The organism is Sanguibacter biliveldensis, from assembly GCF_033798665.1.
GTDB classification, from domain to species: domain Bacteria; phylum Actinomycetota; class Actinomycetes; order Actinomycetales; family Cellulomonadaceae; genus Sanguibacter; species Sanguibacter inulinus.
Map to the genome: position 1 here is coordinate 1,803,695 of NZ_CP138359.1, position 15,903 is coordinate 1,819,597.

14 protein-coding genes are annotated in these 15,903 nt (G+C 70.1%); 4 read left to right on the forward strand and 10 right to left on the reverse strand.

Going from position 1 to position 15,903, the window contains the following annotated elements; translation table 11 throughout:
- Positions 1-2: 2 nt before the first annotated feature.
- From SANBI_RS07830 to SANBI_RS07840, 3 genes are all read right to left on the reverse strand, one after another.
- Complete coding sequence (locus tag SANBI_RS07830) at positions 3-1,019, reverse strand: lipid II:glycine glycyltransferase FemX (protein ID WP_319160561.1); 1,017 nt, start codon at positions 1,017-1,019, stop codon at positions 3-5.
- Between the two features lie 16 nt (positions 1,020-1,035).
- Positions 1,036-2,361, reverse strand: a complete 1,326-nt coding sequence (locus SANBI_RS07835) for a ribonuclease D (RefSeq protein ID WP_319160563.1) — start codon at positions 2,359-2,361, stop codon at positions 1,036-1,038.
- A 100-nt stretch (positions 2,362-2,461) separates the two neighbouring features.
- Positions 2,462-3,040, reverse strand: a complete 579-nt coding sequence (locus SANBI_RS07840; RefSeq protein ID WP_056132295.1) for a DUF3000 domain-containing protein — start codon at positions 3,038-3,040, stop codon at positions 2,462-2,464.
- Positions 3,041-3,295: 255 nt separating this feature from the next.
- Here SANBI_RS07840 and gndA point away from each other — a divergent pair, with 255 nt between their 5' ends.
- Positions 3,296-4,735: an NADP-dependent phosphogluconate dehydrogenase gene (gene gndA / locus SANBI_RS07845; RefSeq protein ID WP_319160567.1), complete on the forward strand. Its 1,440-nt coding sequence runs from the start codon at positions 3,296-3,298 to the stop codon at positions 4,733-4,735.
- A gap of 4 nt (positions 4,736-4,739) precedes the next feature.
- Complete coding sequence (locus SANBI_RS07850; protein ID WP_319160569.1) at positions 4,740-5,987, forward strand: carboxylate--amine ligase; 1,248 nt, start codon at positions 4,740-4,742, stop codon at positions 5,985-5,987.
- An 83-nt stretch (positions 5,988-6,070) separates the two neighbouring features.
- Here the strand turns inward: SANBI_RS07850 and SANBI_RS07855 are convergent, their stop codons facing one another.
- Both SANBI_RS07855 and SANBI_RS07860 read right to left on the reverse strand, forming a co-directional pair.
- On the reverse strand, positions 6,071-8,215 hold the full coding sequence (locus SANBI_RS07855; protein WP_319160571.1) for a hypothetical protein: 2,145 nt from the start codon (positions 8,213-8,215) through the stop codon (positions 6,071-6,073).
- Between the two features lie 374 nt (positions 8,216-8,589).
- Positions 8,590-8,865: a leucine-rich repeat domain-containing protein gene (locus SANBI_RS07860; RefSeq protein ID WP_319160573.1), complete on the reverse strand. Its 276-nt coding sequence runs from the start codon at positions 8,863-8,865 to the stop codon at positions 8,590-8,592.
- A 62-nt stretch (positions 8,866-8,927) separates the two neighbouring features.
- Here SANBI_RS07860 and SANBI_RS07865 point away from each other — a divergent pair, with 62 nt between their 5' ends.
- Positions 8,928-9,122 carry a hypothetical protein gene (locus SANBI_RS07865; RefSeq protein ID WP_319160575.1) on the forward strand — a complete coding sequence of 65 codons (195 nt, stop codon included), beginning with the start codon at positions 8,928-8,930 and terminating at the stop codon, positions 9,120-9,122.
- Positions 9,123-9,204: 82 nt separating this feature from the next.
- Here SANBI_RS07865 and SANBI_RS07870 read toward each other — a convergent pair whose 3' ends face one another.
- From SANBI_RS07870 to SANBI_RS07885, 4 genes are read right to left on the reverse strand one after another with little or no spacing between them, the layout of a single operon-like run.
- On the reverse strand, positions 9,205-10,884 hold the full coding sequence (locus SANBI_RS07870) for an ABC transporter ATP-binding protein (protein ID WP_319160577.1): 1,680 nt from the start codon (positions 10,882-10,884) through the stop codon (positions 9,205-9,207).
- Entirely contained in the window at positions 10,881-11,861 is a 981-nt protein-coding gene (locus tag SANBI_RS07875) for an ABC transporter permease (RefSeq protein ID WP_319160579.1), read from the reverse strand. Before SANBI_RS07875 ends, SANBI_RS07870 begins: the two co-directional genes overlap by 4 nt.
- Positions 11,858-12,823 (reverse strand): ABC transporter permease, encoded by a 966-nt coding sequence (locus SANBI_RS07880; RefSeq protein WP_319160581.1) that lies wholly within the window; start codon positions 12,821-12,823, stop codon positions 11,858-11,860. Before SANBI_RS07880 ends, SANBI_RS07875 begins: the two co-directional genes overlap by 4 nt.
- Positions 12,824-12,837: 14 nt before the next feature.
- Positions 12,838-14,370 (reverse strand): ABC transporter substrate-binding protein, encoded by a 1,533-nt coding sequence (locus tag SANBI_RS07885; protein ID WP_319160583.1) that lies wholly within the window; start codon positions 14,368-14,370, stop codon positions 12,838-12,840.
- 131 nt (positions 14,371-14,501) lie between these two features.
- On the opposite strand from SANBI_RS07885, the gene SANBI_RS07890 reads away from it, so the two are divergent.
- Positions 14,502-15,155, forward strand: coding sequence for a DUF1028 domain-containing protein (locus SANBI_RS07890; RefSeq protein ID WP_319160585.1), 654 nt, complete (start codon positions 14,502-14,504; stop codon positions 15,153-15,155).
- Between the two features lie 120 nt (positions 15,156-15,275).
- Here the strand turns inward: SANBI_RS07890 and SANBI_RS07895 are convergent, their stop codons facing one another.
- Entirely contained in the window at positions 15,276-15,890 is a 615-nt protein-coding gene (locus SANBI_RS07895) for a helix-turn-helix domain-containing protein (protein WP_056132320.1), read from the reverse strand.
- Positions 15,891-15,903: the final 13 nt, after the last annotated feature.

A 15,903-nucleotide genomic window follows, 5' to 3' on the forward strand; every position in this document is an offset into this window, starting at 1 on the left:
GGTCAGCGCGAGACTGAACGCAAGACCTTCTTGGCTGTCGGAAGCGCACGGTTCCAGGTGGAGTACCAGAAGGAGAACGGCACGTCGATGCTGCCCACGAGCGTGTCGGTGTGCTGGGCGAAGCTCCGCTTGAAGTCGGAGATGCCGTCGTTGAGCAGACCGTTCATGTCGTAGCGGCTCAGGCCGCCGCGCTTGGCCTCCATCATCGACTCCCACTTGACGGGGGCGTTGGCCCGCAGCTTGCGGCCGCGGTCGTTGATCCCCCCGTAGAGCTCGAAGGAGGTGGTCGCCGAGCTGATGCACCAGACGAAGGCCACAGGAGACCCGTCGTCGTCGAAGGCGGCCACCACGACGGAGTGCTCACCGAGGAGCCTGTGGATGTCGAGGTAGTACTCGTCGGTGTGCAGGGCGAACCCGGCTCGTTCGGCGGTCTCGTGGTAGACGCCGAGGACGGCCTTGACGGTCTCCTCGTCGGTCACGCGCCGCACGTCCAGCCCGGACCGCCCGGCCTTGCGGATGTCATAGCGCGTCGACTTCGACATGACGGCCTGGAGCTCGTCCTCGCTCTGCGTGAGGTCGACGATCAGCGTCTCGGGGTAGAGGATCGGGTTCTCTGCGACACGCCCGCCGGTGATGTCGAGGGCGGCGTCGTCGGCGTCCCAGTCGGGCTCGAAGGTGATCCCGACGCCCCGGACGCTCGTGCGGCAGTGGTCCGCGACGGCGTCGCAGACCCGCGCGCGGTCGGCCTCGTGGACCACCACGGGTCCGCGGGCGACATAGCTGAGGGCGCGGAACACGCTCGGCAGGGGGCGCACGAGCACCTGGGCGAGCCCGACGGTGCGTGGCTCTCCGACCTCGCCGGCAGAGCCGTCCTGCTCGACGACCCGCAGACGCAGGGCGCGCCAGCCGTGCGCGGCCTTGAGCTCACCCCAGCCCCAGAGCTGGAGGGGGTGGCCGCCGAGGGCGAGGACCTCCTCGTCCCAGGTGGGCTGGTCGGTGACGACGTCGATGCTGAGCATTCCTGAGACCCTACCGTCAGGCAGAGGCTGCGGGGGCCTGCGGCGGGGCAACCTTCGCCTCGGTGAGCGCTGTCGCGAGCGGTCCCGCGAGCAGGTCGGTCTGCCAGGCGCGGGCACCGCGTCCGCGCAAGAACTCTGTCACCGTCTCAGGGGTGATGGGCTCCGGGGGTGTCCAGCAGAGACGTCGCAGCGCGTCCGGCTGCAGCAGGTTCTCGACCGGGATGTGGTGCTCCTCACCCATCCGGGTGACGAGGTCGCGGGCAGCATCGAGGCGTGCGGCGGCGAGGGGGTCACGGTCGACCCAGGCGCGCGGGGACGGCGGGGCGTCCGAGCGTGGTCCGTGGAGGGTCGGGAGCTCGGACTGGGGGAGAGCCAGCGCCCTGTCGATCGCCGACTGCCAGAGCACGGCGCGACGCTGGGTGCCCTTGCCCGAGAAGGCAGGCAGGGCGGTCAGCGCAGGGACGGTGCGCGGCATGGCCTGGGCTGCGGCGACGATCGCGCGGTCGGGCAGCACCCGGCCCGGGGCGACGTCACGCTTGCGGGCGTTCTCGTCCCGGGTGGTCCAGAGCTCACGCACGACGGCGAGCTGGCGGGCCTGACGCAGCGTGTGGCTCCCGGAGACGCGGCGCCACGGGTCGACGCGTGGCGCCGCAGGAGCGGCGAGGCGCACGGCCTCGAACTCCTGTTGCGCCCACTCGGTCTTGCCGGCGGCCTCGAGACGCTCGGCCATGCGGTCGCGGAGCTCGACGAGCACCTCGACGTCGAGGGCCGCGTACAGCAACCAGGCCTCGGGGAGCGGGCGGGTCGACCAGTCGACGGCCGAGTGCTCCTTGGCGAGCCCCAGCCCGAGGACCTCGGCCACGACGGCTGCCAGGCCGACCCGCTCCATGCCGAGGATGCGGGCGGCGAGCTCGGTGTCGAAGATCGCTGACGGGACGAGCTTCTGCTCGGCGAGGCCCGGCAGGTCCTGCGAGGCGGCGTGCAGCACCCACTCGACCCCGTCGAGGGCCTCGCTCAGCGACGAGAGGTCGGGCAGCGCGACAGGGTCGATCAGGATCGTCCCGGCGCCCTCGCGGCGCATCTGGACCAGATACGTCGCCTGCCCGTACCTGTAGCCCGACGCGCGCTCGGCGTCGACGGCCACAGGACCGGTGCCGGCCGCGAAGGCGGTGACGGCGCGCGCGAGCCCGGAGGGGCTGTCGAGGACGCGGGCCACGCCGTCGGCCGGTGCTGTCAGCGGGGTCACCTCAGGGGTGGTCTGGGCAGAGCCCTGCTGGTCGTCTGTCGGCGGTGCTCCTGCCGTCGGGGAGCCCGGCTCTCCGACGGGTGCTGTCGAGGTCATGAGACAACGGTATTGCGTCGTGGGACCGGCACGGGTCTGCCCGGCCGGTGGGTCGACGGTTCCGTGGCCGTCTGGCGCGTGCTGTCCGGGGTGGTCGACGTCATCGGTGCTCATCGAGCGAGGTGATGCCCTCGGGCAGGTGCGGCTGACCGGCGACGGCGCCGAGGAGGTCGGACCAGGCGTGCAGGTGTGCGGTGAGGTCCGGGGAGGTGGGGGTCCACGAGGCGCGGATCTCGAGCTCGATCGTGTCGGGCTGCTCGTCGAGGGCCCCGAAGCTCTGGTTGATCGAGCGGGTGACCGTCCCGCCGAGCGCGACGACCTCGCCGACCCTGTCGGCGAGAGACTCGAGCAACCAGCTCCAGGCGACGTCGCCGAGCAGCCCGTCGGTGCTCAGGTCGGGCTCGATCTCGGCGCGGACGAGGGTCACGACGCGGAAGTCGCCCTGCCAGTCGTCCCGGCCCTCGGGGTCGTGCAGGACGATGAACCTGCCGTCGGCGAGCTCCTCGTCGGGGCGCGCCACGTGCGCGAGCGTCCCGGCCAGGGCCGCGGCGAAGGGGGCCACGCGCACAGGGGCGGGAACCTCTTCGAGCTCGAGACCTGGCCTCAGGCGAGGACGTCGTAGCGACTGCAGGGCGCGCACGAAGGCCTGCGGGACCTGGGCGCCTGCGGTGGTGATCACACTGGCACTGTAGGGCTGGCGTGCGACAAAGCCGCCGTGCCACGCCCGCGCCCCGGAGCGTGTCTAGATCGTTACGTCCGCGCAGGTCCGCGGGTGTACCCGGCACGGCGACGACCGCTGGGCGGCGTGCAGGAGCCGAGAGCGTGACGTACGCATCGTGATACTCAGCGAGCGCCGTCGGCACCCGAGGCTAGGGTGGGAAGGAAGCATGTCGTGACAGGTGAAAGCCCGTCGGAGGCCAAGGAGAGAGCTCGGATGTCAGCACGCGCACAGATCGGCGTCACAGGACTCGCAGTCATGGGTCGCAACCTCGCGAGGAACTTCGCCCGGCACGGGTACACCGTCGCCGTGCACAACCGCTCCTACGCCAAGACCGAGTCGCTCATCGCGGACCACGGGACCGACGGTGACTTCATCCCGTCGGAGTCCATGAAGGACTTCGTCGCGTCGCTCGCCCAGCCGCGAAAGGTCGTCATCATGGTCAAGGCCGGCGGCCCGACCGACGCTGTCATCCAGGAGCTCATCCCGCTGCTCGACGAGGGTGACATCGTCATCGACGCCGGCAACGCGCACTTCCCCGACACCCGTCGCCGCGAGGCAGAGCTCAAGGAGCACGGCCTGCACTTCGTCGGCACCGGCGTGTCCGGCGGCGAAGAGGGCGCGCTCAACGGCCCGAGCATCATGCCCGGTGGCTCCAAGGAGTCCTACGAGTGGCTCGGCCCGATCCTCGAGGACATCTCCGCGAAGGTCGACGGCGTCCCCTGCTGCACCTACGTCGGCTCCGACGGCGCCGGCCACTTCGTCAAGATGGTGCACAACGGCATCGAGTACGCCGACATGCAGCTCATCGCCGAGGCCTACGACCTGCTGAAGCAGGGTCTGGGCGCCTCCGCCAAGGAGATCGGCGAGATCTTCGCCGAGTGGAACAAGGGCGACCTCGAGTCCTTCCTCATCGAGATCACCGCCGACGTGCTCCAGCACGTCGACGCGGAGACCGGCAGCGCCTTCGTCGACATCATCCTCGACCGCGCCGAGCAGAAGGGCACGGGCCGCTGGACGGTCCAGAACGCCCTCGACCTCGGTGTCCCGATCACCGGCATCGCCGAGGCGACCTTCGCCCGCGCGCTCTCCGGCTCCGTGCCGCAGCGCACCGCCGCGAACGGTGTCCTCGAGGCGCACGCCGGGACGTGGGACGTCACCGACCGCGAGGCCTTCATCGAAGACGTGCGCCTCGCGCTGTACGCCTCCAAGGTTGTCGCGTACTCGCAGGGCTTCGACCAGATCGCGGCTGCGTCCGAGGAGTTCGGCTGGGACATCGACCGTGGTGCGATGGCTCGGATCTGGCGCGGGGGCTGCATCATCCGGGCCCGCTTCCTCAACCGCATCACCGAGGCCTACGAGCGCGACGCGAACCTGCCGCTGCTGCTCGCCGACGAGTACTTCGTCTCCGCTGTCGGCCACGGTGTCAGCGCCTGGCGCCGCATCGTCGCGCAGGCTGCGCTCAACGGCGTGCCGACCCCGGCCTTCGCCTCGTCGCTGTCGTACTACGACGGTGTCCGTGCGGACCGCCTCCCGGCCAACCTCATCCAGGCTCAGCGCGACTTCTTCGGTGCGCACACGTACCAGCGGACCGACAAGGCTGGCGTGTTCCACACGGAGTGGTCGCTCGACCGCAGCGAGTCGACCGAGTCCTGAGAAGATGGTCGACTTCCTCCCCGTAGCCGTCGGCGGTGACATCGGCGTCTACGCGCTGCTGCGCGCCTTCCACGAGCAGTACGGCTCGCGCTCGCTCGTCCTGTCGAGCGTCGCGACCCGTGCGATGACGGACTCGACGTTCATCACGAACGTCGTCACGCCCGGCATCGACGAGCCCGAGACTCTCGTCGCCGCGCTCGAGAAGGTCGCAGCGGAGCACCCCGGTGCCCGGCTGCTGCTGCTCACGAACGCGGACTGGTATGTGCGCGCCATCATCGAGCACCGCGAACGGCTCGAGAAGCACTACCTCATCCCGTTCTGCACGCTCGACGTCCTCGACGTGGTCTCTTCCAAGGAGGCCTTCGCCGAGGTGTGCGCTGAGCTCGACATCCCGACACCGCGGACCGTCGCGGTCGACGTCGCCGACCTCACGGCACGGGGAGGACGGTCGCTCGTCGCAGGCCTCGAGGTCGACCTGGAGTTCCCGGTCGTCGCGAAGCCGTCGTCGAGCGCCGAGTACCACTACATCTCGTTCCCGGGCAAGAAGAAGATCCACCACGTCGAGACCCGGGCGGAGCTCGACGAGCTGCTCGGGCACCTCGTCGACGCCGGGTACACCGGGACCTTCCTCGTGCAGGAGTTCATCCCCGGTGACGAGACGCAGATGCGCTCGCTCACCGCGTACCGCGACTCGAACGGTGAGATCACCCTGCTCGCGACCGGGCGGGTGCTCCTCGAAGAGCACACGCCCGGCACGCTCGGCATCCCCGCGGCGATCCTCACCGAGCCCTACGAGGACGCCATGGAGGCGGCCAGCAGGTTCCTCGACCGCGTCGGGTACCTCGGGTTCGCGAACTTCGACTACAAGTGGGACTCGCGCACCGGGCGTCACGTGTACTTCGAGATGAACCCGCGCATCGGCCGCAACAACTACTACGTCACCGCCGCCGGGGCGAACCCGGCACGGGTGCTCGTCGAAGACCAGGTCCACGGGAACCGCATCGAACCCGTGCGCGCCACGGGCGAGGTGCTGTACACCGTGGTGCCGGTCAAGCTGCTCATGCGGTACATCCTCGAACCCGGGCTCAGGTCCCGGCTCAAGGGTGTGGTCAAGCGCAAGGGAGTGGTGCACCCGCTGCGGTACCGCGGCGACGGCGGTCTCAAGAGGCGCCTGGTCATCGAGCTGATGACCGCGAACTTCTGGCGGAAGTACAAGCAGTACTACCCAGAGGCCACCGAGACCGGGTACTGACCGGCTCGGTAGGCGTCACGACGGAGAAGAGCGCCCTGCACACGTGCGGGGCGCTCTTCTCCGTCGTGCTGTCTCCGGGGCGGCTAGGCCAGAGAGCGTCGCCGTGCCCTGGGCACGGCGATCGCGGCAGCACTGGCGAGCAGCAGGAGTGAGGCGACGGTGACCCACCCGGCGACCGAGGCCCCGGTGGACGCGAGACCGCCGGCGGTGGTCTGCGTGCTGGTCGCAGGATCCGTCGTCTCGGCCGGGTCGGTGGGAACCGGGTTGGTGGGTGCGCGCTCGAGGACGGGCGGAGCCACCTCGGCCACGTCGACCTCTGTGCCAGAGGGCAGGTGGTTGAGGTCGCCGGGGTACCTCACGTCGACAGTCCGTGGCCTCGTGGCGGCTGGGATCTCCGAGGCGAAGGCGCCGTCTGCATCGAGTGGTGCTGACGTGAGGAGCGTGTCGGCGTCCCACACCTCGACCGTGCCTGTCGCGAGGGTGCCGAGCTGGGTCGTCACGCTGCCGGACACCAGCACTGTCTCGGTCGTCGCGACCACGCTGGTCTCAGCCGTGCCGGGGGCAGCCGAGGTGCGGTCGGCGCTCTCCTCCGCCGTCGACCCCTTGGCTGCTCCGTCTGCGTGGACGACGGTGCCCGCCGGGGTGACGGTGTGCGTTGCCGTCGCTGCGACGTCGGACCCGGTGGTCGGGTAGAAGACCGCCGTGATGTCGTAGGTAGCCACGTCGAGCGCTGCGGCGTCGAGCACGAGCGAGGCGACGTGACCGGCGACGACCACAGGTGCCCTCTCGACACCGTCGACGGTGAAGACGACCTCGCCGCCGTCGACCCCGTCGGTGTCTGTGGACGCGACGACTGTGGTCTGCTCGCCGTAGACGACGACGCTGTCGGAGATCTCGACCCTGCGGTCGGCGACCTCGATGACCGGCTCGAAGACCGTGACCGTCCCGGTCGCGCCCAGGTAGGGGCTACCGACGACAGCAGTGGTGCCACTCATGACGATGCCGCCCTCGCCTGATCCACCGAGACCGAAAAGACTCTCGTCGGCGGTGTCGGCAGGCCGCAGCGTCTGGACCGGCGCTGGTGCCTGCCGTCCGAGAGGCTCGGCGTCAGGTGCTCCTAGGGCGACTGCGGCCAGGTCGTAGACGTGCACCTCGCCCTTGCCGTACTCCTCCGGGCGCAGGTTGTAGGCCGAGGCGAGGAGGGAGTCGCCGTCCACCTCGATCTGTGCACCGAAGTTGAAGGACCCGGCTGGTGCGGTGATCTTGCCACCGAGCTGGTCGCCCGAGGCGGCGTCGAAGACGTAGATCGCACCCTGGGTGGTCGAGCCGTCCACGACCGACTGGCCGTTGCCACCGTCGACGAGGCTGAGGTGGTCGTCGCCGACGAAGTCGTACTCGTCGGGTGCTCCGACATAGACATGCCCACCGTCGATCGCGAGCGACACGCCGAAGGGCATGGTGCTCGCAAATCCTGCCGGGCGGGTCTTCTCCGTGACAGGGTAGTCGATGACGACCGATGCCTGGGCCGGCGACGCCGTGTCGAAGACCTGGACCCTGCCCAGCCGGTACGTGCCTGGCACGGGCCAGGCCGGGAATTCACCGTTGATCTGCAGCTCCGAGGCGACGAGGGTGCCGCCCTCGATCGCGACAGCCTGGCCGAAGATTCCGTAGGCGCGAGGGGAGGACGAGACATAGGTCTGCGACTGGCCTGTGTCGAGGTTCACCACGTAGGCGGCTCCGGCGGCGACGAGGTTGGACACGCGTGCGTTCGGTGCCGTCACCACCGCCAGGTTGCCGTCGATGTCGAGGCGCTCGCCGACATGTCCGTAGGTGCGGGTGCCCGCGAGCGGTTCTGTCACGTCGACCCGTTCGGGGCCCGTCCATGTGCCGTCGCCAGCGAGGGTGTACACGAAGAGGGCAGGGGTGTGCAGCGCCGACACGACGGCGCGGCCCGATGCGGCGTCGATGCCGACCCCGACACCGAAGCCGGTGATGCCGTCGGGCGCGGGGAGCGTCGTCTGCTCCCAGTCGTGAGACCCGGGCGCTGACCTGTGCGCGACGACGACGACCCTGCCTCCGGCGCTCGCCTGCTTCGCGGTGAAGATGGCGTAGTCGCCGTCGAGGTCGACTGCGGCGCCAGTATTCTCGCCGTCGGGCACCACGAGGCTGGTGACCTCGGTGAGGGTCGTCGGCGCGGCCCCGACAGCGGTCGCGAATCCTGCGACCATCACACCTACGAGGGCGGCGGTCCAGGAGGCGCGTCGTGGCCGCCTGGCTGCCCGGGAACCGGGTGGTGTGGTGATGTCGGGTGTGCGGGGTGCTTGTCGGAAGCGCAACGGTGGTCCCCTCGGAGGCTCGGCGGAGTCACCGATGAGTGACATCGTGAAAGTAGGAGCCCAGGTCGTCGCGTCTGAGTGCTGTGCGCAAAACTGGGCGCGGGCAGGTCAGTCCTAGGTGGGAGATGGTCGTCGGTGAGGTGACGAGAGGGACCGAATGCCTGTCCCACGCCTGCGCGCGTGGTGGTTGCTGGGCCGGAGGACGGTGGTGGCCTGGAACACCGGCGAGGCGCGTCCAGGATCTCGGCCGTGCCTGGGGCCTCGGTTCAGCTGCGGCCTGAGGTGAGCCCGCCGACGTAGACGCCGCTCTCGCGGAGCTCCTCGACACCTCGGTCGACGGTGGGGGCGGTGCCGGAGAGGCCGACGCTGATGAGGGTGGGCACCTCGAGCAGGGGCGAGATGTCTGTCACCTGGTTTCCGCTGAGCCACAGCTCGTTGAGTGCCGGGCAGCGGCTCAGGGTCGAGGCGTCGGTGATCCTGTTGTCGCTCGCGGCCAGGTAGGCGAGGACGGGGGAGCTGCACAGTGGGGACGGGTCGAGCACCTCACCGACGAACTAGGGTTTGACGAGCAGGCAACCACGACGTGCACGACGAGAGGGACGACATGAGCGGGACATCAGCAGACCACGACGGTGCACGCACCGGGGCGGCGGGCCGCATCGAGCCTGTGAACCTCGCGGTAGACAGCCGCAAGAGCGAGGACGAGCAGGTGGACGACCTGGTGGCCGAGCTGACGGCCCTCGGGATGAACCCCGATCGTGAGGCCCTCCGCGCGGTCGTCCGCAAGCGTTCGTCGTAGTCGGACAAGACGACCACGCCTCCAGCACCCACAGCCTCGACGGGACCGACAGCTGGCACCACGGCGACCGCCCCGACAGCCGCTACCGTACGGGACGCTCCGGCGGGACCGCCGCGAGCAGCGCCCGCGTGTACTCCTCCGCAGGGTCCGCGAATAGCCTCCCCGCCGACGCCTGCTCGACAGCCTTCCCGTGCTGCATCACCAGGACGTCGTGGCTCATCTCCTGGACGATCGCGAGGTCGTGGGCGATGAACACGTAGGTCAGCCCGAGCTCGACCTGCAGCCGCCGGAGCAGCTCGAGCACGCGTGCCTGGATCGACACGTCCAACGACGCGGTCGCCTCGTCGAGGATGATCACGTCGGGTTCGAGGGCGAGCGCCCGGGCGATCGAGATGCGCTGCCGCTGACCGCCCGAGAGCTCGTGGGGGTAGCGGGTCGCGAAGTCGGCGGGCAGGTCGACGAGGTCGAGCAGCTCCGCGATCCTCTCCGCCCGCGTCCCGGAGGACGGCAGACCGTGGACGCGCAGCGGCTCGTCGATCGAGTCGCCGACGCGCATGCGCGGGTCGAGGGACGAGAACGGGTCCTGGAACACCATGGCGAGCCGCCGGCGCAGGCTTCGGTCGGCGCGGAGCAGGTCCGCTCCGCCGAGTGTCGCCTTCCCGGACTCGGGCGCGACCAGCCCGGTGAGAGCGTTGGCGATGGTCGACTTGCCCGACCCGGACTCTCCGACGATCCCGAGGGTCCGGCCGCGCTGCACGTCGAAGGAGACCCCGTCGACGGCGTGCACCACCGTCTTGCCCACGGGCGTCTGGACAGGGAACTTCACGTCGAGGTCCCGCACGGAGAGCAGCACCTCGCCCTCGGGTGCCGGGGGAGCGACCTTGCCGAGGCGCGGCCGTGCTTCGAGCAGCTTCTGGGTGTACGGGTGCTGCGGTGAGTCGAGCAGGTCGAGGACCGGCCGGTGCTCGACGGCCTCGCCGTCGCGCAGCACGAGGACGTCGTCCGCGACCTGACCGACGACCCCGAGGTCGTGGCTGATCCACACGACGGCGGTGCCGCTGTCGTGCTGGAGCTGCTGCACGAGGCTGATGATCTGCGCCTGGGTGGTGACGTCGAGCGCGGTGGTCGGCTCGTCGGCGACGAGCAGCACGGGGTCGCAGGCCAGGGCGATCGCGATCATCACGCGCTGGCGCTGACCACCTGACAGCTGGTGCGGGTAGGAGTCGAGGCGGCGCTCGGGGTCGGGCAGGCCGACGGCCTCGAGCAGCTCGAGGGCGCGCACGCGCGCCTGGCGACGGGAGAGCTTGCGGTGCGTCTCGAGCGTCTCGGTGATCTGCCGCTCGAGAGTGAGCAACGGGTGCAGCGAGGTGCTGGGGTCCTGGAAGACAAAACCGATCGCGTCGCCGTGCACGCGGCGCAGCGCCTTGGGGGAGGCGCCGACGAGCTGGATCCCAGAGTCGGGACCCTTGGCGTCGCCGCGACCGGAGGTCCGCAGCCCGACGCTGCCACCAGCACCAGCACCAGCACCAGCACCAGCACCAGCACCAGCACCGACCCGTAGCAGGCTGCTGCCGGTGACCCGCGCCCCTGGGGCGTCGAGCAGACCCGTGGCCGCGAGGACCGAGAGCGACTTGCCCGAGCCGGACTCGCCGACGATCCCGAGGGTCCCTCCGGGCTCGACGGCGAAGCTCAGACCGTGCACGATCTCGCGTCGCCCGATGGACACGCTCAGGTCGGTGACCTGTAGGACCGGGGTGCTCATCGCATCCTCCTCTGCTCGGCGAGCGTGCGCTGCTTGGGGTCGAGGACGTCGCGCAGGCCGTCGCCGAGGAGGTTGCAGGCCAGCACGGTGACGAAGATCGCGGCGCCGGGGAAGATGCTCATCCACCACGCCTGACTGATGAAGCCCTGCGCGTTGAAGAGCATGCCGCCCCAGCTCGGGTCGGGTGGTTGGATGCCGAGCCCGAGGAAGGACAGCGCGGCCTCGGAGAGGATCGCGAAGGCCAGGGACAGCGACGTCTGCACGACGATCGGCCCGGTGATGTTGGGCAGGACGTGCCGGGCGAGGATCGTGCGGGCCGGGGTTCCCATGGTCTGGGAGACCTGGACGTAGGGCTCGACGCGCACGGACAGCGTCGAGGCCCGGGCGACGCGGGCGAAGATCGGGGTGTAGACGATGCCGATCGCGAGCATGGTCGTCAGCTCGCCGGGCTCGAGGATCGCGACGATGGCGAGCGCGAGCAGCAGCACGGGGAAGGCGAACATCACGTCGACCACGCGCATGAGCACGGTATCGAGGATCCCGCCGGTGTACCCGGAGACGATGCCGACGGGCACACCGACCACGAAGGCGAAGGCCACCGAGACGACCGCGATCCGCAGGCTCGTCCCGCCCGCGATGAGCACGCGCGAGAAGATGTCGCGGCCGAGGTCGTCGGTGCCGAACCAGTGCGCGCCGCTCGGTCCCTGCAGGGCGTCGACGACGTTGACGTCGTTGATGCCGTAGGGGGCGACCCACGGTGCGAGCACCGAGACGAGGACGATCACGGCGAGCGCGATGCCGCTGATCAACGTCACCGGGTTGCCGGCGAGCAGCCGCCAGGCGGCTACCCGGCCGGAGTCGTCGGCGGGCCCGGCCGCGGTCGGTGTCTTCTCGGGCCCTGTGCTGGCTGCCGGAGGGGTTGCCGGCGTCTCGCCTCGTGCGCCGGGCGCGTTCTCGTGTCCTGTGGTGTCACTCATGCGAGACGGATCCTCGGGTCGACGACGGCGTAGAGCACGTCCACGATCAGGTTGACGATCAGGAACATGACGGCGATGAGCAGGACCGAGCCCTGGATCATCGGGTAGTCGCGGGCAGACACGGAGTCGAAGACGAGCCGGCCGAGCCCGGGCCAGGCGAAGACGACCTCGACGACGATCACGCCGCCGAGGATCGTCGCGAGCTGGATGCCGGCGATGGTGAGCACGGGGACGAGCGCACCGCGGACGATGTGCCGTCCGGTGACGACGGAGGGGGCGAGGCCCTTGGAGCGTGCGGTCCGCACGTAGCCGGCCGAGGCCACGTCGAGCACGGCCGAGCGGATGTAGCGGGTCATGATCGCTCCGGCGACGAGCCCGACGGTCAGGCCCGGGAGGGCGACGCGTCGCAGCCACTCGAGCGGGTCGTCGGCGAGGGCCGTGTACCCGCTGGGCGGCAGCCAGCCGAGGGTGGTCGAGAAGAGCCCGATGAGCAGCAGGCCGAGCCAGAAGTCGGGGATGCTGACTCCGGCCTGGCTGCCCAGGCGGACGATGGCGTCCGAGGCGCGGCCCTCGCGCAGGGCCGACCAGATGCCGGCCGGGACGGCGATGAGCAGCGCGATGACTATGCCCGCAGCTGCGAGGGAGAGCGTCGCGGGGAGCCGCTCGAGGAGCAGCTGGCTGACCGGCTGCCCGTTGCGGAAGCTCACCCCGAGGTCACCGGTCAGCGCTCCGCCGACGTAGGAGAAGAACTGCTCCACTAGCGGCCTGTCGAGGCCCGACGCGGTGTTGAGCGCGTCGTAGGCCTCCTGGGTGTACCGGGTGCCGAGCGCGAGGCGCACAGGGTCGCCGGGCACCAGCTGCACGATCGCGAAGACCACGACCAGCACGCCGAGCAGGACGACCGCGGAGGAGAGTACCCGCCGTCCGAGGAACCGGGCTGTCGAGCCGAGAGACATCCTCATACGGTCCTCACCCCCTACTCGGTGAGCGAGGTGTCGCGGAAGCGGATGGCCGCGTCGGAGCGGACCGCATAGCCCTCGACCTTCGGGCTCCACGCCTGGATGACCGACGGGTTGTAGAGGTAGATGTAGCTGGCCTCGTCCGCGATGATCGTCGCCGCCTGCGCGTAGAGGTCCTTGCGGGTCGCCTCGTCGGTCTCGGTGCGGCCGGCGTCGAGCAGCTCGTCGACCTGCGGGTTGGAGTATCCCTGCGCGTTGCTGCCCCCGGTGCTGTGGTGCTGGGCGTAGTAGAAGTCGTCGGGGTCGATGTTGCCGAGCCAGCCCATCATCAGCAGGTCGAAGTTCCCGGAGTTCTGCTCGTCGAGCCAGGTCGAGAAGTCGGGCTGGCGGATCTGCACGTCGATGCCGAGAGGCTCGAGGTTCGAGGCGATGATCTGCGCGGCCGTCACGGTCTCGGGATAGTCGCTCGTGGCGAGGAAGTCGAGGGTGCCCCCGGTGAAGCCGGCCTCGTCGAGGAGCTGCTTCGCCTTGTCGAGGTCGGTGCTGTACGTGTCGTACCCGGTGAACCAGACGCTGTCCTCGGGGATCGCGAGCTGGTTCTCCTGCGCGGTGCCGTAGCTGGTGGCCTGGACGATGGCGTCGCGGTCGATCGCATAGGCGATGGCCTGACGGACCCGGACGTCGTCCCACGGGGCCTTGTTCTCGTTGAGCGCGAGGTACCAGTAGTCGCTCGACGGGCTGGTCTCGAGTGTCAGATCTTCGTTCTCTTGAAGCTCGGCCACCTGCTGGTCGGGCACGACGTCGGTCCAGTCGACCTCACCGCTGCGCAGCGCCGCGAGGGCTGTCGCCGGCTCGGAGATGAAGCTGAAGGTCACGCCGCCCAAGGCCGGGGCTCCGCCCCAGTAGTCGGCGTTTGCCGTGAGGGTGATGCTGTCGCCGCTGACCACGGAGTCGACCTTGAAGGGGCCCGTGCCGATGGGCTTGGTCTGGATGTCGCCCGAGGTGACGTTCTCCTCGCTGACGATCGCCATGCCCTTGAAGCCGCCGAGGTTCGAGAGCAGGTTCGGGGTGGGCTGGGCCACGGTGATCGTGACGGTGTCCTCGTCGACGGCGACGACGTCGGTGACGGCCGCGAACTTCCAGGCGTTGGCGAGCTCTTCGTCGACGATGCGGTCGTAGGAGTACACGACGTCCTCGGCTGTGAAGTCGCTGCCGTCGTGGAAGGTGACACCGTCGCGCAGCTCGAAGGTCCAGGTGAGCTGGTCGTCGCTGACGGTCCAGCTCTCCGCGAGGGCGGGCTGCATCTCGAGGTTCTCGTCGGGCTCGACGAGGGTGTCGAAGACGTTCTCGAGCACCTGGAAGCTGAAGTAGGAGCTCGTGCGGTGCGGGTCGAGCTGGTCGGGCTCCCCGCCGATCGCTGCGCGCAGGACCGCGCCCTGGGCTGGCGTGCCGGAGCCGCCGCCGAGGTCGACGCTCTCTCCCGAGGAGCAGCTGGTGAGGATCAGTGCGCCCGCCGCGGCTGTCGCCAGGGCTGCAGATCGTGCTCGCATCGCGGTCTCCGTTCGATCATTCTGATGATGATTCGATCAGTATGTGTCACGCTTGTCGGGGGGACAAGCCGCGAAACACGATCGAAACACACCGTCCCGCCGTCCACGGGCCGCATCTCCAGGGGGATCGATTGACCTTCACACTCATCGCCGTCGACCGTGAGCACGGGCTGCTCGGGGCTGCGACGGCCAGCCGCTCCTTGGCTGTCGGCAACGCTGTCATCGCCGTCGACCCGGCTGTCGGCGCGGTCGCGAGCCAGGCCTGGACCAACCGCAGGCTGCGCTACCAGATGCTCGAGGCCATGGCCGACGGTGCCTCCGCGCAGGAGGCCGTGGACAGGCTGCCCGGCTGGGATGCCGAACCCGGTCTGCGGCAGGTCGCTGCCCTCGACCTGCAGGGTGGGATCGCTGCCGCCACTGGTGAGAACACCAGTGGTTGGGCTGGTCACAGCGTCGCCGGGGACCACGCTGTGCTCGGCAACCTGCTCGTCGGGCGGAAGGTCCTCGACGCGATGAGCCGCGCCTTCGCGGCCGGGCTGGGCATCGACGGGATCGACCCGAGGTCGTCGCTCGGCTTCGCCGCACGTCTCCTCGCGGCGCTCGACGCTGGAGACCGGGCCGGGGGCGACTCCCGCGGACGGCAGAGCGCGGCCGTGGTCGCGACCTGGGTCACCGACGAGCGGGAGCACCCCCCGATGCTCGAGGTCGACCTGCGCTCGGACGACCACGAAGAGCCTGTCGCCGAGCTGGTGCGGCTGCTCCGGCTGCAGGCCGAGCGGCGCTGAGCGCGGACGCTCACGCGGCGTGAGAGAGGTCGTACCGGGGTGCGGCGGGAGTTACGGACGTCTCAGCTGTCGGACGGTGACAGCGTGCGAGGGTCGGCTGACGGGCCGCGTGCGGGACCGTCAGCGCTCCGACGGGGCGACCGCGCCCAGGACCACGGTCTCGCCGTCGTGCCCGTTGGCCCACCAGTGGGGTGTCGAGCACCCGTAGGTCGCGGTGTCGCCGGGCTCGAGGTCGATCTGGCGGTCGCCGTGCGTGATGTGCAGCCGCCCGCTGAGCACGGTGACGGTCTCGGTCCCCAGGTGCCGGAACGGCCGCTCGACGTTGGTGAAGGCTGGTGGCAGGGTCGTGCGGATCAGCTGGATCGCGGTCTCACCGCGCGGCGAGAGCAGCTCACGGACGGCCTGGCCGTCGTCGGGGGTGCCCGGCGCGGGCGGGAGCACGTGCGGGCGCCCTGCACGGACCACGACGAGCTCTTCGGCAGGTGGTTCCAGCAGCCGGGTCACGGACACGCCGAGGGCCGAGGCGAGACGCTGGATCGAGTGCAACGACGGGTTGCCGAGGCCGCGCTCGAGCTGGCTGACGAGCCCGAGGCTCACGCCGGCGCGCTGGGCCAGACCCTGGACCGAGAGGTCGAGCTGCTTGCGGGCAGCCTTGACCGTCGCGCCGAGCAGCGCGACGGTGTCACCCTCGTCCGACGCAGCGGTCACCACGGACGTCTCACGCACCTCTGTCATACGAGCAACCCTA

Coding starts and splice junctions, on each gene's coding strand:
- SANBI_RS07830 (WP_319160561.1), bottom strand. CDS start 1,019: ATGCTCAGCATCGACGTCGTCACCGACCAGCCCACCTGGGACGAGGAG.
- SANBI_RS07835 (WP_319160563.1), bottom strand. CDS start 2,361: ATGACCTCGACAGCACCCGTCGGAGAGCCGGGCTCCCCGACGGCAGGA.
- gndA (WP_319160567.1), top strand. CDS start 3,296: ATGTCAGCACGCGCACAGATCGGCGTCACAGGACTCGCAGTCATGGGT.
- SANBI_RS07850 (WP_319160569.1), top strand. CDS start 4,740: ATGGTCGACTTCCTCCCCGTAGCCGTCGGCGGTGACATCGGCGTCTAC.
- SANBI_RS07855 (WP_319160571.1), bottom strand. CDS start 8,215: ATGGTCGCAGGATTCGCGACCGCTGTCGGGGCCGCGCCGACGACCCTC.
- SANBI_RS07865 (WP_319160575.1), top strand. CDS start 8,928: ATGAGCGGGACATCAGCAGACCACGACGGTGCACGCACCGGGGCGGCG.
- SANBI_RS07870 (WP_319160577.1), bottom strand. CDS start 10,884: ATGAGCACCCCGGTCCTACAGGTCACCGACCTGAGCGTGTCCATCGGG.
- SANBI_RS07875 (WP_319160579.1), bottom strand. CDS start 11,861: ATGAGTGACACCACAGGACACGAGAACGCGCCCGGCGCACGAGGCGAG.
- SANBI_RS07880 (WP_319160581.1), bottom strand. CDS start 12,823: ATGAGGATGTCTCTCGGCTCGACAGCCCGGTTCCTCGGACGGCGGGTA.
- SANBI_RS07885 (WP_319160583.1), bottom strand. CDS start 14,370: ATGCGAGCACGATCTGCAGCCCTGGCGACAGCCGCGGCGGGCGCACTG.
- SANBI_RS07895 (WP_056132320.1), bottom strand. CDS start 15,890: ATGACAGAGGTGCGTGAGACGTCCGTGGTGACCGCTGCGTCGGACGAG.